Here is a 17,033-nt window from a genome sequence, read left to right on the forward strand (position 1 = left end):
CATAGCGGAACTCTTTACGCGTGAACACGCTTTCATCATCCGGCTTCGTCATTGCCGTAAACTGTGGCTTTTTGCGCTCTTGGAAAATAATGGGTTTAAGTACCTTTGAGTTATCCATCACAAACCAAGCTGGGCCTGTATAGTTAACGTCTTCAGCCATATTTGCTACGCTCAGTGCGGCACCTGTTCCATCAGCATTTGGATAGACTGGGTGGTCGGTATCAAAGTAGTTCTGGCCGTCGTAACACAGGGTGGTAAAACCATCGTTTAAGAGTGGAAAGCACATTTCATCCGGGTGAATGGCGGCAGCGCGTCCCATCTCTGTCATCAGCGGTGCGTATACACCAAGGTCGTCGTCCTCAATGTCGTTACGGTCAACCCCCACAGTGGCTTCGTAGTCATCATTTACAATGCTGTAGCCGTGGGCTTTCATGCTTTGAATGTCTCGGTCACCCACCCACTTTTTAAGGGTAGGGAACTTGCCCAGCCAACCATAGGTATTCGATTTGGTGGTGGACTTAATGACCGTAGCAATCGCGGTGTATTGCGGCTGCGCTTCACTAAGACCATCTTGGAAGTTCTTTTTAAAGCCCGTTTGCAGGCTAGTTATCAGTGCGGGTGTAATAATCGCCATTACTGGTCTTCCTCTTTCAGTGCTGCGTAATCTTTGTGGCTAATACCCAGTTGGTCAGCCGCGTATTTATCCTCGGCAGACAAAGCGGCAACGCCTGTTTTGTCCTGCGTTGGTGTTGGGGTTGGTTTGGACTGTTGAGCGTTTAGCGCTGCAATAGGTTGTCGGCTATCTAACACCGCATTGAGTGCGGCAAGTCCGCTTTGCTCACCAAGCTGTTTGAGGTAATCAATCTCGGCGGCAATCACGCGGCCATCGGCCTTGGCTTTATCAATAGCGGTTTCAATAGTCACGCCTTGGTGCTGGCTATTGAGTGCGGCCAGTTCGCCACGAAGTGCGTTGTGTACATCAACTGGCACAAACTTGGTTAAGTCCACACTCGACGATGCTTGCTGAATCTGTGAGTTCAAGGCAGCAATTTGCTTGTCTTTACCTTCTGCGCCATCGGCCTTGCTTTTCAGCTCGGTAATGGCCGCTTTGCCTTTTTCGATATGCTCGCTGGTAACATCACCGTCTACGGTAATGCCAAGCGCAGCAAGTAGCTGTTGGGCTTCATTCATTGGGTTGGTTCCTGTGTTGTTTAATAGGTACTGGGAGTTCAAAACAGCCACTTCATCAAGCCCTGTTAAGGCAGGGTCATTGGTTAAAGCAACATGGAGTAGTACAAGGGGGCGACCTGTTTGCTTGTCGTAAAGAAAAACAGGGCTGACATAACGGTATTCTTTCGCGGTTAACGCGGCATACGCATTTTTAGTCCATTCAACGCTTCTGGCATAAACGCCTTCACCAGGCACATATTCCAACGCATCAGGCTTAAACCAGCCTGACGCGGGTGCGGGCTGACCATTTTTTTCCTTGTGCAAAGTTTGGTGGTCGTAATCAAACAAAAAGTCTTTAGTGCGGGTAGTTGCAGCAAGCGAGAGTGAGTCAAATGCAGTGGCATCCATGAGCCACTTACGGCTTGGTACATCAAAGGGGCGGCCGTCGGCGCTTTGAAACTCCCCATCAGGGATAATCAATACGCGTTCACTGACACCTTGCTCATTAGGCAAAGTAGCTAAATTACATATGGCTAAGCCAATATTTTGGGTTGTGGTGTTTGGCATACTCTGGCACTAAAACGTTTGTCTTGGTGCCAGTATGTGGATTAGGGCTGGAAGTGTATTTTAAACTGGATTAAAAAAAACTAAGCGTTTATTGTTTGTTAATTCTTGACTCTCGAACTTCTGCTTTTTGGCTAGACAGTTGCTGCTGATAAAGCTCAAGTCTTTGCCAGCTTACAACTGTTGAGATAATTGTAATCACAAGCGCAATCAAAGATATATATAGGGCTTTCGTTGAGTTAGTCGAAGACTCTAATTGCGCGAAAAACTTGCTTCCTTCTTCTGTTAAATCATACCTTATAAATATAAATGCGATTTCTTCAGTGCCGCTGCTGCTAGTTATATTTCGTCTCTTTAGGGAAGATTTAATAAGGCCGTCCATTGTTAGTGTTTCTAATATATGGAAAGCTTTTTCATAGGCTGTATCTAATGAAGTCGTTCGTGCTTCAGCTCTACTTACCGTGTTACTTGCTTTTAAAAATGAAATGAGATGTTTCTTGGCTCCTGGTACTTCAGACAGCCTGTAGTTAGTTTTTAGGATTTCAAATTCTGAGTGTTTCTTAAGGTAGCCAATCGCCTTTGAGGTATCAAATCTTGTGAATCTTTCCGACATTGTTCTAACTCTAGTGTGGTTAAGTGTTAAAAATATTATCGTGTTAAATCAAATTTGAATAGTTATATGAACTAATAGAGGATACTTTTGGTCTTGATAAGCATATGGTTATTTCTACTAATCTACACTCGAAACACGTCGCTTCCTGATGCAGTTTATAATTTATGTACTACGCTTATTCTTAAATTAACTAAAACGGAAAATTTGAGTATGAACGAAGAGCAAGCAGAAAGAATCATTAATCTACTTGAAAAAATAGACTCTAAATTGGGTGAGTTATCTACCATAACATTCCATGTTCATGGCATCGGTGATGATGTTGAAGATATTTTGAAAGAGGTGAAAAAGAAAGAGTAATTATTAATGAGTTAAATGGTACACAGGTCAAGTTATACGTAAAATTTATGAGTGTACTGGCACCAGAGCATCTCTCTGCCTTGGTGCTCAAACTTAAGCTACAAATATTATTAGTTTACACCTCAGCAGCTGAAATCTTGAGCAATTCCTCATAGATTTCAAGACGCATAATTGATAGGTTCGTGATTCTTTTGAACCACTCATACATCAACTGTTCTGGATCGTCTTTGTATCGAACTTCTAATCGCAGAACTTCAAACGGACTAGTTTTATATAAAAAGTTGTCAACTAGGTTTAGCAGTGCTTTGTCGACAATATAAAGTTCATCAAAATGATCTTTGTATATTTCACCTAAAGATTTGAATTCGTATTCAACTTTCCTAAATGATGACATGAGGCTTTTAGATGGTTCCCTTACTTCATCTTCACCTAACTCCTGCAAATGTCGCCTTTTTTGAATAAGAGCATTGAGTTCGTAGTAGATGCTTGAGCAAGAAATGTTCTTGCTTTTCACCTTTCTTCGTAGTTCATCAGCAAGCTTACTGACCAATTTAAGCCTTTCTGCTTTTCGCCAAGTTTGCAATCCTGCCGTAGCAACTCCCAATGCAGATATTGGAATTACAATTCCCAAAAGGCTTTTAATACTAACAAGGAGGTGTTCGATGGAATCGGCATTGGAACCCAAGACAAAGCCAGAAACTAAAACGAGGATATAAGAAATAGCGATGCACCAATCATCATGTACGAAGCGAGTAACTTTTTTTAAATGGTTCATATTGAAACTGTTATGCCATAGAAAGCTTTTAATACTTGAAGTATAAACTTGAAAGAGGTTGGCTTCAGCCCAAAGATCTTTATCATTGCAGAATTCTGTTGAGACACTTCCCACTTTTTACTTTCAAAAGGCTTTAGAAACGTTTCGAAACGCCTTTAACGTCCATGTTACACCATACAATACCCAACGCTAGCACTTGAGCATGTAAAAACGCCTCAGAGGGCTTCTGAGGCGTTTTTTAGTTTTCGGTAAAATAGTGACTCAACACGGCTAGAATATCGGTTTCCTCTTCGGGGCTTACTCCCAGATATTGCCGCTGGTCTATCGCGGCAGGCCCAGGTGCCATTTCTGGCAGACCGCCAAAGTTATGAATAGCAGCGTAAGGCTTGTTGCTCCCAATCTGCGCCCAAAACGCGCCGCTTTCTGCGGCAATGCTTGATGCTAAGCCGCCAGCGCTTACTTGCAGCATTTGCCCGCCAACACGTTTGGGGTTTTGTTTTAGGTAGTTTTCACTAAGCGCTGGCCATGCGATGCCTGTTACTGGGCTGCGCTCTTCAGCAAAGGCGTCTTCAGTCGCACCTTCCATGATAGCGGCTATCTCGTTCATTGGGTCGCTCAGGTCGTTAAACCTGGCTGCAATCTCGTTAAGTACTTTGGTTGCATCACCGCTTGTGAGTATTTCAATTCTAGTGGTCATATTGTAATCACCGAGTTGTTGGGTAATAATTGTTTGTGGTGGTAGTGTTTCCAATGGGTAACGGTTATATGCGCCGCATATATGATATGAGTTCGAGTCTCATCCTACCGCCACACCTCATAGCTTCCCCCTTTAATGCCACCTTCAATGTCACTACTGTCGACTTTAAACACATTGATTAGTGTGTCGCTGTTGCTGTCAAAGCGAGNCACCGAGTTGTTGGGTAATAATTGTTTGTGGTGGTAGTGTTTCCAATGGGTAACGGTTATATGCGCCGCATATATGATATGAGTTCGAGTCTCATCCTACCGCCACACCTCATAGCTTCCCCCTTTAATGCCACCTTCAATGTCACTACTGTCGACTTTAAACACATTGATTAGTGTGTCGCTGTTGCTGTCAAAGCGAGCAATCACCTTAATAGCTTGCTCACCTTGGTTTATTACGTACAGTACTTCACTTCGCTCAGGTTCCCACAATACGCTCGCACCGCTTTGGTTAATCCATTTGCTTAGGTTGATATACTCGCTTAGCTCAAGTGCTTGTCCACTGGCTTTGTGTTTTTTACTATGGGCATGGGCCAGCGCACGCTCAGATAAAATCAAAGTACGGGCCGCATCAATGCCCTTATCTTTAAGCTTTTGGCTAATGTCATCATTGAGAAATGACACCACCGTTTTATGTTGCGGCCTTGGGCCAAACGCTCTAAGCCCAGCCGTATCGCCAGCAAGCTTAGCTGCTTGATACTGCTCTATGCGCTCAATACTTTTACGCGTCCACAGCTCAAAAGCCTTGGCCCGTTCATCACTATTGTTGAGTGCCTGAATGGTCTCAGCGCGTAACTGTACATCTTCGACCTTACCTAATTTTTGTGCCACGGCCACGTCAGTGCCAAAGGCACTTTGACCAGGCGAATAGGCCCAGCCCACATCTGGCGTCATCACATCGCCACTGGGTAACTTAACTCGTGCATGCTCAGTGGTTTTAACCTCACCAGATCCGCGGCTCACAATCTCTGCGTCAAATTGCTGTACATAACCGCTACCGTCCTCTACGGTTAAGCCACGCGCTTTTACTTGCTCTGCCGTGAGCGCACGAACGCGACAGCGACAACCCCAGCCATTGGGTGGGTATATGGTTTGCCAAATGGGGTCGTCAAACCTAAACACCTTGCCATGCAGCAGCCTATGTTCAGGCCGTGTTTGTGCATCATCAATAGCAACATACTGCCAATACGGATGCGTTTTACTACGAGCCAGCATGCGGCGATAGCGGCCACTCATGTAGGCGGTTTGTAGATTGGTGCGGTAAATATTGTTTAAGCGATAGGGGCTACCCAGTTGAACGCTATCACCTTGCTCATTCTTGGTTTTTCCCCACCAACCAAGCTTTTGCAGCTCGGGTGTTAACTGCTCTCTAAATTGTTTTGCAGTTAAACCCTCAGCAATGGCGGAGTCTACTTTTTTACGTATGGCCTCTAGTACTTCCATGCTTTGCACCCGCGCCACAGTAAATGCTTTGGCGTGCGCTGTAGTCAGCACATCATGCCACTCATCGCTTATCGCATAACCTTTCGATTTAAAGTAAGCTGCAGCATCCGCAGGCGGCTTATTAAAGGCAATACTTAAATCCACCTTATTCATTGATCATGCCCCAAATCTCACTCACAAAAATCAGCTTGGTGAGCATTTCGGTTAGTTGGCCTTGGTCGATTGTGGGATAAAGCTCGGCAAGCTCAATAGCTGCCAGTTCCTCACTTTGGTTAAGTTTGTCCAAAAGTGGCTGAAGCGTGGCTTTGTACTCTTCGCGCATATCGCCACTGGTGATTGCATCAATGGCAGTATCTAGCTCTGTTTGTGTGCTGCGTGTTTGGTATTCCGCATTAAGTGCTGCCACCGCTGTATTTAGCGCCGCTGAGTTATTGCCAGGCATCGGCTCGCTTGGTACTTCCAACACCGCTTCGCCTTCGCTTGGCTCAGGTATGTTCAAACGCTCATGCACCCATGTTTTAGGGATCTGCATTCCAAGGCTCACAAGCGAGCGCAGCGGATAAGCTAGATCGCGCATCTCATCACTGGTGGACGTATCAAATTCAAAACGTGGCAATCGGCGATTACCGTTGTACGATTTACCATTCAGTGCGTACATAGGGTAAATCACATCACGGTTTATGGTCTGCTCAAGCTGGTGTAAGTCGCTAAGCGTGATGTCCTCTTTTACTTCTTGGTGAACACTGCCCAGCGCATTGGTACTTGTTTTCCCATCCGCTTGGCTTGTTAGCGTTCCACCTAGTACTGCCTTTGATTGGGTGAGTTCACACCACCTAATCATACTTTCAAACGGATCTGCTTGGCCGTTTGCGGCGCTTTGAAAGTCAATTTCCATTCCACGCGGTATGATACCGCCAGCGTTATGGCCAATTGCCATCACTGCACGCAGAAGCGTGGCCTTCTCAGCATCGGTTGCACCACTTGGGTACTTACCAACGCGTACAGGCAAACCGTAGATTTCTAAAAACTCCGCTAAGTCTCGCACGCTAAAGTTTTTAAACAAAAATGGCCAAGCAAGTACTGATAGCAAACCTGCACGATGCACATAGCCACTCTTGGACTTATGAATATGCAGCGCCCAACCAAACGGGTTGAGGGCTTCGCCTTCGTCGCTGCTGTCATTCAGCATAATGCGGTTAAAGTCATTGGGATGGGTTTTAAATATGTTTTGGTCTCGGTATGCGTAACCTGTGATCAGCTGCTGCTTCTCGATGTAGTCCCATTGCAACTCGTTGGCGCAAAAGCCTTTTAGCATGGCGTCGGTTAAATCAAATTTAAAATCCGTGAACCAGGTGGCGTCTTCCAATACCTCTTCGAGCATTTCAGCATCGCGCTTTTCAGCGGTGGAGGCATTGCGCGGTGGCTTAATTTTCCATTCAAACCCAAGCACAGCACGGCGACGCTTACCCAGTTCGCAGCTTATGTGACCGTCTTTGTCCTCAATGTCTTTGGCCAAGTCGGCCATAGCTGCCAAATTGCCTTCCTCCGTCTCTTTTAGCAAACTGGCCAGCTTTGCAGGGGTTAGCCCCTGCGTTGGGTGTTCTGCATATTGCCTAAGCAACATGCCCACTTGGGCATTTTCTTCGGTTTGATTTTGATCTAGTTTATTAACTGATAGCGGATCGCCATTAATGTCTACTAGCATAGTTATACTCGCAAAATAGGTTTGATTGATACCACGTATACATCGAGGTCAAGGGTGTAGCGCTCTGCGGCTTCATAGCTGGGGGCTTCAATATCAATAAAGCCGCCTACGGTGGTAAAGATGTATTCGAACTTGATACGCCAGCGCATTACCAGCACCCCGCACCTTGAAAGCTGCCTAGGTCGTCGTAGTTAAAGTCGTTGCTGCCACTTTTGCTTGGTAACGGGGTGAACTCAATCGGGCAACCGTCCATCCAGCAAGCTCGGTTAGCCATACATAGACCAACCGCAAAGTCACCGTGGCGCTTGTCTGTTTTTTTACCGTCATGATCTTTAGTTTTGCCCTTATCAATCTTGGGAATACCGTTTACCACTTTGATGTGGCACATATCATCCAACACATTTTGATGACGTGGGATCTCGATATTGTGATCATCCAGTTCACCTTTTAACTTGGGCATCCACTCGGCATACCAGTTATCGTTAAGGTGTACACATTCAACCAATTCAATACCAAACTCTAAGGCTGCTGCTTCGGCAAGATAGCCACCGTTGCCCGTGGCATCAAAAGCAGCACCGCGTAGCCGTGGTAGTTGGCGCAATATAAAAAACACCACTTGGCGCTGCACTTCGTAAGGGGCGTTTTTAATTTCAATTACAAAAGGTACGCGCTTGTGTAAGTCAGCACGTATGCGAAGTGGTACTAATGATGTTAAATCTCCCGAGCGTGCAAAATCCTCACCGAAGGCATGTTGTTCGTCAGGGTTGAGCTTATCCAGTAATGGCTGGATCACGTCTTTACAAAACTGTTCTGTTTCTTTGTAGCGCTGTTCAGTCGTCCATGTCATCCACTCATCTGTACAAGTCAAACGATGAATTGGGATCGATTTGTCCCTTACCATTGCCTCTTCAATCACAATGCGCTTGAGGTAGTTACCACCACTGCGCTTTGGTACACAAAAATATTCTTCGTCGGCACTCTCTTTATTGGGCGACTCATCAATCCTAGCCTGTCGCCACTCGGCTTCGGCTTCAGGCGACCACTCCCAACCCTTAACAAAGCATATGCGTTTGTATAGCCCATCGTTTAATGCATCATCTAGGGTGATCCGGTGGACCGAATAAGGCTTTTTACCTTCCCGGGCATCTTTGATGTATTCATTGAATAGGTTATCTACACCATTATGAGTAGAGATGATCCGCACACGGCTGCCCCACATACGCAAAGCCATTGCAGCCTGAAGCAGTGCATCTAAAGATTCATGGAACGCGGCCTCATCTATAACCACATCACCTTGTAACCCCCGCAGGTTTGAGGGGCGGCTTGATAACGCTTGAATTTTAAATCCGCTGTTAGGAAAGCGGATCATGTACGTTAGGATCTCTTCTTTCTTTTCGCTGTCCCAAAATGTCTGCTCGTACACATCAGCTTTTGCCAACTGGTTAAATGCTCGGGCAAACAACGCACAAGCGGCGATGTACTCCAGTGCCATTTCTTGTTTAGAGCCAACGTAAAAAACGTTGCTACCGTGGCGCTTTTTAGGTTTGCTGGCAGTTAACACATTGCGGCCAGCTTCCGCCCACGTTAAACCAGTACGTCGTGACTTTTCAGCAATGCACACCCCTGATTCGTCCTCAAACCAACGTTGTTGGTAGGGTAAAAACACGGGAGCTTTGTCTGGTATTTCAAAGTCATCAGCATCAGGAACGTCAACACCGTAGAGTTGCATTTCCTCTTTTAGGTCTATTTTGGTGGGGCGGCTGGTAGCCGTTAATGTAGGCTTTTCACTCATTACGCTTTACCTAGCAATATGCCACGGATCTTATCTTCTAGCTCTTCGCTCATGCCGTCCTCACCCCGTAGTTCATCGCCTACGGCGTTTGCTGCTTCTTCAGCGAATGCTTTACGTATGTCTTTTTCACGCTGGTGAGCCTTCATAGCTGTAGCTTCTAAACGTTGAGCGGCCAGCATGGCGTCTTTAATCATGCCAATGTCAACGTCGTCATCTTCGGCAGGGTTGAGCATTTGCTTTTGCATGGCGGTAAAGAGTTGAGAGCGGCCCATCTCTAAGATCATTTTGGTGGTGTCGCCCGTAGGTTTATCACCCAGTTCCGCAGTAAGTGCCTTGGTTGTCTCGCGTAGCTCTCGTAAACGCTTGCCTATAGCCTCGGTTTTTTGGGCATGGCGACTGAGGCCAGAGCGCGAGATAGTCGCCTCCTCATCCATGCCCGCATCGAGAATACGCCGATTAATCGCATCTAAAATATCGGCCTGCGAATTGCCGCTATCACGCAGCATTTCATCCAACATTTTTTTGATGTCTTCAGGCAGCATGTCTATTTTTGAGGGTTTGCCTCTGCGTACAGCATCACTCATGGCTACTTACTCCGAGGACCAGGACGCTTAATACCAGGAACAACACTACGACCTGTTGCAACATCAGCACCAGTCTGAGTAATACTGGCAACCCAAGTATTGTTACTTAAACGGTCAATTGATACGTAACCGTTTTGCTCTAACCAATTTAGCTGGGTATGCAATTGGTCACGGCTACAGCCGATAGCGTAGCGGTCTAAAATGTCTCCCAATATGCTGCTGTTTAGGCCGTAGTCAGGGGATTCGTTCAATGAGATCAAAATACTGATCCGTTGGTGTTCAGCCATTAATTCAATTATTGGCATGGGTTTACTCCGTTGTGTTGAATCGGTGGATGATTTTCTCTACACGGGTGTCACACCAAGTGCATACGAATAGCACGTAATCGGCTTTACCCTTTTTATAGTCAGCTGTTGTAACCAGCTGAAAATCTACTAGAGATGTCATGTTCTGGTCTTCTTGGGTTAAAAGAGTCAGTTTGTTGCCGCATATGCATGAGCTATGAATCACTGCCATGTCTAGTCCCTCGTAATTCGTTTTCCATCAGTAGTGATGTTGTGTTTTGCAACGTGACTAATTGAGGTGAAAGTGCGTCGATTTTGCCACCTACTTCGAGTAGGCTTTTCTCTAATCCATGAAAGTCTTCAGCACTTGGCATGTCTTCAACTCGTCGCTCCACTGCATGTACACGCCGTTCAAGCTCATCATGCTTTGCTCGGCTCACAAATGTGGCTCTTAGCCATGCAATAGAGCCTGCGCCTACGATTACCACACCAGCGGCTAGCATTTGCTTCCACCATTCAAGTAAAAACTCCATCATGGCTTCCTATAGTGTTTGGCTTGTCGCTNGCTTTGCTCGGCTCACAAATGTGGCTCTTAGCCATGCAATAGAGCCTGCGCCTACGATTACCACACCAGCGGCTAGCATTTGCTTCCACCATTCAAGTAAAAACTCCATCATGGCTTCCTATAGTGTTTGGCTTGTCGCTCTAACAGCTCTTGGCAATCCACACAGTGCTTACAGCTATGAATTGCATCACGTCTTGCCTTTGGAATTTCAATGCCACACTCCAAGCAGTGATTAAAATCGACATCTTGACCAACAAAATTGGCTTTGTTTTTATTGAGCGCGCGCTCTAAATCTTGCTCTGCCAAGCGCTGCGCTTGATCAACTACGTCCATTAGGTTTCCTTAGATTTTGAATGGCTGAAGCAGCCATGCTTTTTACACCAGGGGCGGCTTTCTCAACGGTGCGCCCAATCACGTAGCCACCAATGCCAAGCTGCAATAGTTCCCATGCCTGTTCGCTGAGCCTAAACGTAAGCAGGCCGAACGAGTCCAGTACAATTAGCACTAGAAAGGTCAACATGGTGATAGGTCGCCAGCAGCGTTGTAATAAGCTCTCGCCTTTGGCTTCAGCGGTAATAATTTGAGATTGAGCAGCTAACACCTGACCTTGTAGCTCAACAATTCGGCCCTCAAGAGTCAGCACCTGTGCGTGGCGTTGGTTGTCGATTTTTGCAAGTTCATTAGCAAGCTGCTGGCGCTCTTCATCGGATGTAAAAACATCGTCCAATAGTTTGCCAACCACAGTACCTAGTCCCACCCAATCACTCATGGCGCTCTCCAAATGTCTCAGCAAGACGTTGCCGCACCTGTTGATAGGTATTGTGGCCGTTTAGTCGGCACTGGATATCTGTCTCACAAACAGACTGCCAACCACGTTGGAATTTGGATTGCATCGTACCGTCATAGCTGTGCAGCGGTATTTGGTTGGCATCAAACGGCTCGCCGCTTTGCTTCGCGGCTATCTCAGCTTTTAATCGTTTTATGCGGCCTTGTTTATAGCTCCACTCCCAGTTACGCCCCACGGTACACCTCGGCATAACAGCGTTCGGTAATGTGACTCAGGCGGTTCATCCAGCCATTTAGGTTAGGGATTTGGCTATTGTCATCTAGGCAAATGCGCGCATATTTACGGGCGCGGCGGCTGATCAGCTGGCTAATAAATAGGTTAGGTAAAATTGACTGACATTTTTTGAGCGTACGTGAGCCAAATACGCCATCCACCTCAGCATCTGCAATACGCTGTACTATCCGTGTGATGCCGCTTAGTCCATGTTGTACTGAGCCATCCAAGAGCATGAGTGCTACGCCGCTGTTTAACTCATCGCAGTGCATCGGCTCCCAATAGTCGCGGTAGTACAGTCGTATGGCATGGTCAATGGTGAGGTTGGCGATATCGAGTCGGGGGTATGCGCGCTGGCTAATGCCAAATTTAGTTAGGCCGCCACGGTCAGACGCAACATCATTTAGGCCACCATCGTCACGCAGGCCGCCCTCTAAATACAAAATGGTTAACACGCTACGGCAAAATGCATCGCTGTAGCCGCGTAACGCAGCTGCAATCTTGGGTAGTTGGCGGTAATGTTCGAGTTGTTGAGGTGTGATCATTTGGCATCTCCATCAGACTGTGCTGATAGAGTGCCAATAGCGTTGGTGAGTGTATTTTAAACTGGGTTAATAAATTACAAGCTAACTGTTGAGATATGCCGATCTTCAATAATACCGGTATTGTCTAAGTCGGCCGTATAGTTGAACCCAAAGCCCAAGCTAACAGGTTTAATCCAAATGTATTCTTCAAGGTTGCCAAAAACATCCCGCGAGCCTTTAGCAAGCAACACCACATCTTTGCGACCCACAGACATGGAAAACTTTCCTTCTTTGTCTGTGATTGCTGAAGCAATTGGGGTTAACTGTATTTTATCAATCAGCAAAGTCTCCAATGCACACTTATTAACAAGGTCTTTGGCCTTATTGTAATCTTTGCGCTTATGTGGGTTTCTTACCATCGCTATTTGCAAATCCATTAAGTCGCTTTGAGTAGGAACAACGCCGCAATTGATTGTGGCGTAATGGCGTTGGTTTGCGAGAAACTCATTAAACTCGTCATAGTCGTACGCTGTTACCTTAATTAAGGGCATCGGCACGGTGCTACGAGACTGAGTGAGTATGTAAGCATCACCAGAAACATTAGTAGGGATCATGAGGTATACGCCTGCTAGGCACAGCAGAGCGATGATGTAGTATTTCATAATAAATCCTTTTAGTTGAATCAAATGTAATTGACTAATAAAACATACAAATAATTCCTGAAATTTACAATGGCGAATCACATTTGTTAAATCAAAGTTGATTAAATCACCCGAAAATCTGGGTATTGTCCGTTGCCAAAGTATCGCATCATAACGCTAAATACGGGCGCTCTATCGCAAATGAGTAAAATTATTCCGAAAATAAACACAAAACTATTTGCCTAACATTTGGCAAATGTTATAGTTGAGTTAATGGATTGAGTAACCAGTAGTAACGTAGCACGGACAGCCACGGCATCCGTTCCCATTTTTAATCTAAGTTAAAGATTATTTCTCAATTTTGCTGCTATGCTGTGTGCTCCAATTACATAAGGAGTAAAAACATGAAAACAAAAAAACAGATCCCAAGTCAGCTACTGAAAACTATTTTTGGCGGGAGTGCTGGTGGTGGTGATGGTATAGAACCACCGAAGGCATCCGTGAATAAATCTTCGGGCTACGGCGCTGAACAGGATCAAAGTTATAAAGGGTAAAGGACTTTGAACGAATTTTTCGTTGCAATAGGCTGGGCGATCATTGTGAGCAAATTTGTTGCTCTGATTGCTCTCCTATTTTTTTCAAAACAAGGAGTTAAAGAGATGCTTACGGGCTTCCCATCTAAGGATTGGAGAGAGCAAGTTGAGCATTCTTTGTTGATAGTCACTGCGGTTAGCTTTGGTTTTCACTTTCTCGGGCGATTCATATCAGATGCCATATTGTCAGCAAGTATAGATCCTGCCGCCAAAAGGCAGCTCTATTATCTATTTTTTGCACTGTATGAAGTGGTTTATGTAGCACTTATAGTAAAGCTCCATATGATGCGTGATTGTGTTTTTGCCCGTTACTCACGATTTGTCTGCTTTCTATCTGCTGCTATGGCCACATTGTTGATGGCAAGATATGTTGATCGTGTAATACTAGAGGCCGACCTGTTACGTAACGTATTTAAATACTGTGTCGCAGGAATCAACGTCGCAACGTTATTAGTAATAGGCGCATACCCTGCATTTAGAGTATTCAATTTAGTTCCGAGTAAACGTTGGGTTTAGAGATGAAATTTGAAGTATTACTCTTAGCTATGATTTTTGGATGTTGCGTTTACTTGTATTACATGGCGTTTAGGCTAAAAAGCCTAATTAAAGTGATTGAAGTACCGAGTAAACCAAGGCTAGCTAGTCACTCAGTAAATAATGTCACCTCTCTATCAAGCCATAAGAAAGAGGTGCTTTTAGATCAGTCAATCCAGCTGTTGGCAAAAACTGAAAGTTACGAGAAACACTTTGAACACGCCTCAAAGGAAGAAATAATTCATTTTGATATGGAGTTTCGCTTTGAGCGTAGGCGGCTACTCAAAGCACTAAAAAACATTGGGTATTTTGATAGAGTAAAGCAAACTAAGTAATATTTTAGTCAGTGCTTACTGCGTTCAAAACATCTCTTATTGAGTCATTGCTCATATTACCAGTCAATTCAGCTTTCATTAAAATCCTTGTAGCTTTCTCAATTAATGAAAGGCTTTTAATCGCATCAAACTCTCCATTTTCGCCTAACTCATTCTTTAACCTCTTCGCTTGATAGACTGTAAGCAGTGCCTCTCTCGCCGCATAACAAGCAGCATCTACAGCGCTTTCCATATCAAGAGACTTTTGGTCAATAAGAGAAACTCCAGCTCGGTTTCCAGTTACTACAAACGCAGCATCAAAACCCATTGATGCGAGTTGAACTAGTTTATCTGATGGAATAGCAATAGATGATTCCCATCGACTAATTTGCTTACTCGACATTCCTAAAAAATCTGCGACATCTTTTTGGCTTAAATTCAAACGCTTACGCTCAGCCTGAAATAATGAGCAGACATTTATGTCTGTTTCTGTTGATTTTAAGGACATATATGTACTATTCTAAGCCTAACAATTAACCAAACCTTTTATTTTCACTCGCCAAAGTTCAGGTAAAAGGTTTACTCAAAAAGGTAATGTACTATGAAATCCTCCGAAATTAAACAAGCTATTGCAAACGAAGGCTATTCGCTTTCTATGGTTGCTGATGCACTGGGTGTTAGCCTCGCAACTGTTTCAGGTGTCGTTTGTGGGCACACTAAGTCTCAAAAGGTCGCTAATGCTATTGCCAAGATCATAGGTAAAGAGACCTGTGATGTTTTCCCCAACGTTACAGTAAGCCCACCAAGAGGGCTGATTAACAGAGAGCAAGGCGTTAACCAGCTTCAACAGCTTTTGGCCTCGTAAGGGCGAAGTAACCACTTTACTAATAACTGAGTTACCGAACTTACAGGAGCCACACAATGCACATAATTAGCCCGTACATAGCACAATGCTATCAGCGCCAACAAAGCCGTGTTTTGTTGTTGGTACAGTCGATTAACCACCACTCTGCGCTCAATATGCGTATAGCTGCCAAGTTCAACAATAAGTTGGCGCAGCTCTTTAGCGCTCGCACAGTACACAGCGGCACAAGGTTTATCGTCAATACACAGCCATTCAAGCAAGTTATTAAATTGGTAAGTAGCAAATTCGGTTTGCATGGTTTGATCTCCCGTTTACGTGATGATCAAATTCTAGCCAGCAAGATCCTCTATTTGGAAGTTCCAAAAATTCTTTCTTTTTGGAATACCCGTAAGCTGACTTCAGCATTGCAAGTTGGGGGGACTTATGACCAAGCCTAAACGCCGCCAGTGGAGCCGTGTAGTTGCTCGCAGCCTGCCTGAGTCCTTACAACTTTGTAAGGAGCATGGAATGGCGACACGCAATATGAGCGTCCCACGTATCGCCGATAGAACAGGTGTAAGCACCGATATGCTTTATAAATACCTTGGTAATGGCGATATGCCCGCTAGCTTATTAATTCCATATATGGCTGCAACAGGTAGAGAATACCCACTCCAATATATGGCACACAGCCTTGATAAGCTGGTTGTCGATATGCCTAAAAGCAAAAAGCCTTCAATGCCAACATTGAATCATCTAAACCAATTTGCAAATCAGGTAATTGGAATGGCCATGCAATTGGAAGAAGGTGGCGGAAACCATCAACACGTTGCAGAGCAAATAGTTGTTCTGATGCAAGAATTGGCTTACCAAAAACTCGAAGTCGAACGTCTCGACGATCCCCAGCAGCAGCTTATTTAGGAGCAAATAGTATGACTATCAAAGACCAAGTTGCGCCTAAAAAACGCCAACCAGAGCAAAATACAAGCATTTGTATTGGTAAGCATGCAGGTAAAACCGTGCTGTTAATGAGTATGGAGCAGCTAAAAGCACTGGCACATGGAAAACCACAAGGAGAGAACGCATGAGCTTATTAACCAAACCCGTTAGCGCTGAGCATATAAGCGTACACAGCAACCGCCCGCTAATTCAGTGCAATTGTTGTAAACGAATTGAGCAAGCAAAGCAGGCAGTAACTAAAAGCGCATGGCTACAGGCTGCAAATCACATTGGGTGGCGTCATGTTCAAAGTGAGGCGTTTGATATCGACGTTGTGTGCCCAAGTTGCGTTAGCGATTTTAACAACCCAGTTAAAAAACCAATGAAGCCTATTAAGAGAGTATCAGCATGAGCCAATACATATCAGCACAAATACAGCGCGTGTTGGCCACGATTGAATTGATGGCCGGACGCGAAATCGAAGGAGCCGAACCAGGGAAACTAGCGGCTGAATTAGGCTGTAGCCCAGCGGATATGACTCGTGTGTTGGCAAACTTAGAACATGCGGACTGGGCTGAACGGCTAACCACTAATCAAAACCGCTGGCGATTGCATAAAAAACCTGTGCAGATCAGCAACACCGTTGCCCATTCATTCACTATGGCAATTAATGGTTTGCAGATTGAACGCAATAACTACGGTTTATTGAGGTGAGATTATGAGTGACTTAAGTGTAACAGACTTAATTGATTTAAAAGTTCATCAGCAGAATCAATTGGCAGAGCAGCAAAGTGTTCTTGTCCAGTTGGGTCAAATCCAAGCATTTAACTTTATAGGAAAAATGGTAACGGTTTCCGAATTAAAGTTAGTACAGCAGATTAAAGATTCTAAAGAATACAAAGGGTTATCATTTTCTAAAGATGGAAAAACGGAAACGGTTTCCACTTGGGAGCAGTTTTGTGACGCATACCTTGACTGTAGTGCCAAG

29 protein-coding genes and 1 pseudogene are annotated in these 17,033 nt (G+C 44.9%); 10 read left to right on the plus strand and 20 right to left on the minus strand.

The features are described 5' to 3' along the window. From DS891_RS23920 to DS891_RS23930, 3 genes are all read right to left on the minus strand, one after another. On the minus strand, positions 1 to 634 hold a 634-nt coding region (locus DS891_RS23920; protein WP_174171131.1), incomplete at its 3' end, for a Mu-like prophage major head subunit gpT family protein. Continuing rightward, on the minus strand, positions 634 to 1,737 hold the full coding sequence (locus DS891_RS23925; RefSeq protein WP_174171132.1) for a phage protease: 1,104 nt from the start codon (positions 1,735 to 1,737) through the stop codon (positions 634 to 636). The genes DS891_RS23920 and DS891_RS23925, both read right to left, overlap by 1 nt. 88 nt (positions 1,738 to 1,825) lie before the next feature. Then, complete coding sequence (locus tag DS891_RS23930; RefSeq protein WP_174171133.1) at positions 1,826 to 2,347, minus strand: hypothetical protein; 522 nt, start codon at positions 2,345 to 2,347, stop codon at positions 1,826 to 1,828. Between the two features lie 210 nt (positions 2,348 to 2,557). Here DS891_RS23930 and DS891_RS23935 point away from each other — a divergent pair, with 210 nt between their 5' ends. Beyond that, the gene (locus DS891_RS23935) at positions 2,558 to 2,704 is read left to right on the plus strand and encodes a hypothetical protein (protein WP_174171134.1); all 147 of its coding nucleotides are present in this window, start codon (positions 2,558 to 2,560) and stop codon (positions 2,702 to 2,704) included. A gap of 115 nt (positions 2,705 to 2,819) precedes the next feature. Here DS891_RS23935 and DS891_RS23940 read toward each other — a convergent pair whose 3' ends face one another. The 15 genes from DS891_RS23940 to DS891_RS24015 form a co-directional block, all read right to left on the minus strand. Further along, positions 2,820 to 3,593 carry a hypothetical protein gene (locus DS891_RS23940; protein ID WP_174171135.1) on the minus strand — a complete coding sequence of 258 codons (774 nt, stop codon included), beginning with the start codon at positions 3,591 to 3,593 and terminating at the stop codon, positions 2,820 to 2,822. Between the two features lie 124 nt (positions 3,594 to 3,717). Beyond that, on the minus strand, positions 3,718 to 4,176 hold the full coding sequence (locus DS891_RS23945) for a phage virion morphogenesis protein (protein WP_174171136.1): 459 nt from the start codon (positions 4,174 to 4,176) through the stop codon (positions 3,718 to 3,720). Between the two features lie 305 nt (positions 4,177 to 4,481). Further along, complete coding sequence (locus DS891_RS23950; protein ID WP_174171137.1) at positions 4,482 to 5,819, minus strand: phage minor head protein; 1,338 nt, start codon at positions 5,817 to 5,819, stop codon at positions 4,482 to 4,484. Continuing rightward, positions 5,812 to 7,371, minus strand: coding sequence for a DUF935 domain-containing protein (locus tag DS891_RS23955; RefSeq protein WP_174171138.1), 1,560 nt, complete (start codon positions 7,369 to 7,371; stop codon positions 5,812 to 5,814). Before DS891_RS23955 ends, DS891_RS23950 begins: the two co-directional genes overlap by 8 nt. Positions 7,372 to 7,373: 2 nt before the next feature. Beyond that, the gene (locus DS891_RS23960; protein ID WP_157782780.1) at positions 7,374 to 7,520 is read right to left on the minus strand and encodes a hypothetical protein; all 147 of its coding nucleotides are present in this window, start codon (positions 7,518 to 7,520) and stop codon (positions 7,374 to 7,376) included. Next, the gene (locus DS891_RS23965) at positions 7,520 to 9,163 is read right to left on the minus strand and encodes a terminase family protein (protein ID WP_088531241.1); all 1,644 of its coding nucleotides are present in this window, start codon (positions 9,161 to 9,163) and stop codon (positions 7,520 to 7,522) included. The genes DS891_RS23960 and DS891_RS23965 overlap by 1 nt, the downstream gene beginning before the upstream one ends. Beyond that, the gene (locus tag DS891_RS23970) at positions 9,163 to 9,747 is read right to left on the minus strand and encodes a DUF3486 family protein (protein WP_138521794.1); all 585 of its coding nucleotides are present in this window, start codon (positions 9,745 to 9,747) and stop codon (positions 9,163 to 9,165) included. Before DS891_RS23970 ends, DS891_RS23965 begins: the two co-directional genes overlap by 1 nt. Positions 9,748 to 9,749: 2 nt before the next feature. After that, a complete protein-coding gene (locus DS891_RS23975; RefSeq protein WP_138581847.1) occupies positions 9,750 to 10,052 on the minus strand; it encodes a hypothetical protein in 303 nt (100 codons plus the stop codon). 4 nt (positions 10,053 to 10,056) lie between these two features. Next, positions 10,057 to 10,194: a hypothetical protein gene (locus DS891_RS23980; protein WP_174171139.1), complete on the minus strand. Its 138-nt coding sequence runs from the start codon at positions 10,192 to 10,194 to the stop codon at positions 10,057 to 10,059. Positions 10,195 to 10,246: 52 nt separating this feature from the next. Beyond that, positions 10,247 to 10,567 (minus strand): DUF2730 family protein, encoded by a 321-nt coding sequence (locus DS891_RS23985; RefSeq protein ID WP_239966687.1) that lies wholly within the window; start codon positions 10,565 to 10,567, stop codon positions 10,247 to 10,249. Positions 10,568 to 10,704: 137 nt separating this feature from the next. Continuing rightward, entirely contained in the window at positions 10,705 to 10,929 is a 225-nt protein-coding gene (locus DS891_RS23995; protein ID WP_088531237.1) for a TraR/DksA C4-type zinc finger protein, read from the minus strand. Beyond that, complete coding sequence (locus DS891_RS24000; RefSeq protein WP_174171140.1) at positions 10,916 to 11,365, minus strand: 3TM-type holin; 450 nt, start codon at positions 11,363 to 11,365, stop codon at positions 10,916 to 10,918. The genes DS891_RS23995 and DS891_RS24000 overlap by 14 nt, the downstream gene beginning before the upstream one ends. After that, a complete protein-coding gene (locus DS891_RS24005) occupies positions 11,358 to 11,618 on the minus strand; it encodes a hypothetical protein (RefSeq protein ID WP_174171141.1) in 261 nt (86 codons plus the stop codon). Before DS891_RS24005 ends, DS891_RS24000 begins: the two co-directional genes overlap by 8 nt. Then, complete coding sequence (locus DS891_RS24010) at positions 11,608 to 12,201, minus strand: glycoside hydrolase family 108 protein (RefSeq protein WP_174171142.1); 594 nt, start codon at positions 12,199 to 12,201, stop codon at positions 11,608 to 11,610. The genes DS891_RS24005 and DS891_RS24010 overlap by 11 nt, the downstream gene beginning before the upstream one ends. 74 nt (positions 12,202 to 12,275) lie before the next feature. Then, positions 12,276 to 12,842, minus strand: coding sequence for a hypothetical protein (locus DS891_RS24015; protein ID WP_174171143.1), 567 nt, complete (start codon positions 12,840 to 12,842; stop codon positions 12,276 to 12,278). Between the two features lie 383 nt (positions 12,843 to 13,225). Between DS891_RS24015 and DS891_RS24020 the strand changes: the two genes are divergently transcribed. The 3 genes from DS891_RS24020 (at position 13,226) to DS891_RS24030 (ending at position 14,283) form a co-directional block, all read left to right on the plus strand. Continuing rightward, the gene (locus DS891_RS24020) at positions 13,226 to 13,375 is read left to right on the plus strand and encodes a hypothetical protein (RefSeq protein WP_174171144.1); all 150 of its coding nucleotides are present in this window, start codon (positions 13,226 to 13,228) and stop codon (positions 13,373 to 13,375) included. A 105-nt stretch (positions 13,376 to 13,480) separates the two neighbouring features. Further along, positions 13,481 to 13,930, plus strand: coding sequence for a hypothetical protein (locus DS891_RS24025; protein WP_174171145.1), 450 nt, complete (start codon positions 13,481 to 13,483; stop codon positions 13,928 to 13,930). Between the two features lie 2 nt (positions 13,931 to 13,932). After that, positions 13,933 to 14,283: a hypothetical protein gene (locus DS891_RS24030; protein ID WP_138581841.1), complete on the plus strand. Its 351-nt coding sequence runs from the start codon at positions 13,933 to 13,935 to the stop codon at positions 14,281 to 14,283. A gap of 4 nt (positions 14,284 to 14,287) precedes the next feature. On the opposite strand, the gene DS891_RS24035 is transcribed toward DS891_RS24030, so the two are convergent. Next, complete coding sequence (locus DS891_RS24035; protein ID WP_174171146.1) at positions 14,288 to 14,770, minus strand: helix-turn-helix transcriptional regulator; 483 nt, start codon at positions 14,768 to 14,770, stop codon at positions 14,288 to 14,290. Positions 14,771 to 14,863: 93 nt separating this feature from the next. Between DS891_RS24035 and DS891_RS24040 the strand changes: the two genes are divergently transcribed. After that, entirely contained in the window at positions 14,864 to 15,127 is a 264-nt protein-coding gene (locus DS891_RS24040; RefSeq protein WP_088531228.1) for a helix-turn-helix transcriptional regulator, read from the plus strand. Here the strand turns inward: DS891_RS24040 and DS891_RS24045 are convergent. Beyond that, a complete protein-coding gene (locus tag DS891_RS24045; RefSeq protein WP_174171147.1) occupies positions 15,106 to 15,423 on the minus strand; it encodes a hypothetical protein in 318 nt (105 codons plus the stop codon). The genes DS891_RS24040 and DS891_RS24045 overlap by 22 nt on opposite strands. A 127-nt stretch (positions 15,424 to 15,550) precedes the next feature. Between DS891_RS24045 and DS891_RS24050 the strand changes: the two genes are divergently transcribed. From DS891_RS24050 to DS891_RS24070, 5 genes and pseudogenes are all read left to right on the plus strand, one after another. Next, positions 15,551 to 16,027 (plus strand): hypothetical protein, encoded by a 477-nt coding sequence (locus DS891_RS24050; RefSeq protein ID WP_095729158.1) that lies wholly within the window; start codon positions 15,551 to 15,553, stop codon positions 16,025 to 16,027. A gap of 11 nt (positions 16,028 to 16,038) precedes the next feature. After that, a complete protein-coding gene (locus DS891_RS24055) occupies positions 16,039 to 16,194 on the plus strand; it encodes a hypothetical protein (protein WP_157757237.1) in 156 nt (51 codons plus the stop codon). Further along, positions 16,191 to 16,457, plus strand: a complete 267-nt coding sequence (locus tag DS891_RS24060; protein ID WP_174171148.1) for a hypothetical protein — start codon at positions 16,191 to 16,193, stop codon at positions 16,455 to 16,457. The genes DS891_RS24055 and DS891_RS24060 overlap by 4 nt, the downstream gene beginning before the upstream one ends. Beyond that, positions 16,454 to 16,759, plus strand: coding sequence for a hypothetical protein (locus DS891_RS24065; protein ID WP_095729160.1), 306 nt, complete (start codon positions 16,454 to 16,456; stop codon positions 16,757 to 16,759). The genes DS891_RS24060 and DS891_RS24065 overlap by 4 nt, the downstream gene beginning before the upstream one ends. A gap of 4 nt (positions 16,760 to 16,763) precedes the next feature. Then, a pseudogene (locus tag DS891_RS24070) lies at positions 16,764 to 17,033 on the plus strand (hypothetical protein); the annotation flags it as partial.

It is taken from the genome of Pseudoalteromonas sp. JC28 (assembly GCF_013319255.1).
In the GTDB taxonomy this organism is placed as follows: Bacteria; Pseudomonadota; Gammaproteobacteria; order Enterobacterales; family Alteromonadaceae; genus Pseudoalteromonas.

Excerpts from the sequence above, each read along its gene's own strand:
- DS891_RS23925 (WP_174171132.1), bottom strand. The coding sequence starts at position 1,737 with ATGCCAAACACCACAACCCAAAATATTGGCTTAGCCATATGTAATTTA.
- DS891_RS23930 (WP_174171133.1), bottom strand. The coding sequence starts at position 2,347 with ATGTCGGAAAGATTCACAAGATTTGATACCTCAAAGGCGATTGGCTAC.
- DS891_RS23935 (WP_174171134.1), top strand. The coding sequence starts at position 2,558 with ATGAACGAAGAGCAAGCAGAAAGAATCATTAATCTACTTGAAAAAATA.
- DS891_RS23945 (WP_174171136.1), bottom strand. The coding sequence starts at position 4,176 with ATGACCACTAGAATTGAAATACTCACAAGCGGTGATGCAACCAAAGTA.
- DS891_RS23950 (WP_174171137.1), bottom strand. The coding sequence starts at position 5,819 with ATGAATAAGGTGGATTTAAGTATTGCCTTTAATAAGCCGCCTGCGGAT.
- DS891_RS23955 (WP_174171138.1), bottom strand. The coding sequence starts at position 7,371 with ATGCTAGTAGACATTAATGGCGATCCGCTATCAGTTAATAAACTAGAT.
- DS891_RS23960 (WP_157782780.1), bottom strand. The coding sequence starts at position 7,520 with ATGCGCTGGCGTATCAAGTTCGAATACATCTTTACCACCGTAGGCGGC.
- DS891_RS23965 (WP_088531241.1), bottom strand. The coding sequence starts at position 9,163 with ATGAGTGAAAAGCCTACATTAACGGCTACCAGCCGCCCCACCAAAATA.
- DS891_RS23970 (WP_138521794.1), bottom strand. The coding sequence starts at position 9,747 with ATGAGTGATGCTGTACGCAGAGGCAAACCCTCAAAAATAGACATGCTG.
- DS891_RS23975 (WP_138581847.1), bottom strand. The coding sequence starts at position 10,052 with ATGCCAATAATTGAATTAATGGCTGAACACCAACGGATCAGTATTTTG.
- DS891_RS23980 (WP_174171139.1), bottom strand. The coding sequence starts at position 10,194 with ATGACATCTCTAGTAGATTTTCAGCTGGTTACAACAGCTGACTATAAA.
- DS891_RS23985 (WP_239966687.1), bottom strand. The coding sequence starts at position 10,567 with ATGATGGAGTTTTTACTTGAATGGTGGAAGCAAATGCTAGCCGCTGGT.
- DS891_RS23995 (WP_088531237.1), bottom strand. The coding sequence starts at position 10,929 with ATGGACGTAGTTGATCAAGCGCAGCGCTTGGCAGAGCAAGATTTAGAG.
- DS891_RS24000 (WP_174171140.1), bottom strand. The coding sequence starts at position 11,365 with ATGAGTGATTGGGTGGGACTAGGTACTGTGGTTGGCAAACTATTGGAC.
- DS891_RS24010 (WP_174171142.1), bottom strand. The coding sequence starts at position 12,201 with ATGATCACACCTCAACAACTCGAACATTACCGCCAACTACCCAAGATT.
- DS891_RS24015 (WP_174171143.1), bottom strand. The coding sequence starts at position 12,842 with ATGAAATACTACATCATCGCTCTGCTGTGCCTAGCAGGCGTATACCTC.
- DS891_RS24020 (WP_174171144.1), top strand. The coding sequence starts at position 13,226 with ATGAAAACAAAAAAACAGATCCCAAGTCAGCTACTGAAAACTATTTTT.
- DS891_RS24025 (WP_174171145.1), top strand. The coding sequence starts at position 13,481 with ATGCTTACGGGCTTCCCATCTAAGGATTGGAGAGAGCAAGTTGAGCAT.
- DS891_RS24030 (WP_138581841.1), top strand. The coding sequence starts at position 13,933 with ATGAAATTTGAAGTATTACTCTTAGCTATGATTTTTGGATGTTGCGTT.
- DS891_RS24035 (WP_174171146.1), bottom strand. The coding sequence starts at position 14,770 with ATGTCCTTAAAATCAACAGAAACAGACATAAATGTCTGCTCATTATTT.
- DS891_RS24040 (WP_088531228.1), top strand. The coding sequence starts at position 14,864 with ATGAAATCCTCCGAAATTAAACAAGCTATTGCAAACGAAGGCTATTCG.
- DS891_RS24045 (WP_174171147.1), bottom strand. The coding sequence starts at position 15,423 with ATGCAAACCGAATTTGCTACTTACCAATTTAATAACTTGCTTGAATGG.
- DS891_RS24050 (WP_095729158.1), top strand. The coding sequence starts at position 15,551 with ATGACCAAGCCTAAACGCCGCCAGTGGAGCCGTGTAGTTGCTCGCAGC.
- DS891_RS24055 (WP_157757237.1), top strand. The coding sequence starts at position 16,039 with ATGACTATCAAAGACCAAGTTGCGCCTAAAAAACGCCAACCAGAGCAA.
- DS891_RS24060 (WP_174171148.1), top strand. The coding sequence starts at position 16,191 with ATGAGCTTATTAACCAAACCCGTTAGCGCTGAGCATATAAGCGTACAC.
- DS891_RS24065 (WP_095729160.1), top strand. The coding sequence starts at position 16,454 with ATGAGCCAATACATATCAGCACAAATACAGCGCGTGTTGGCCACGATT.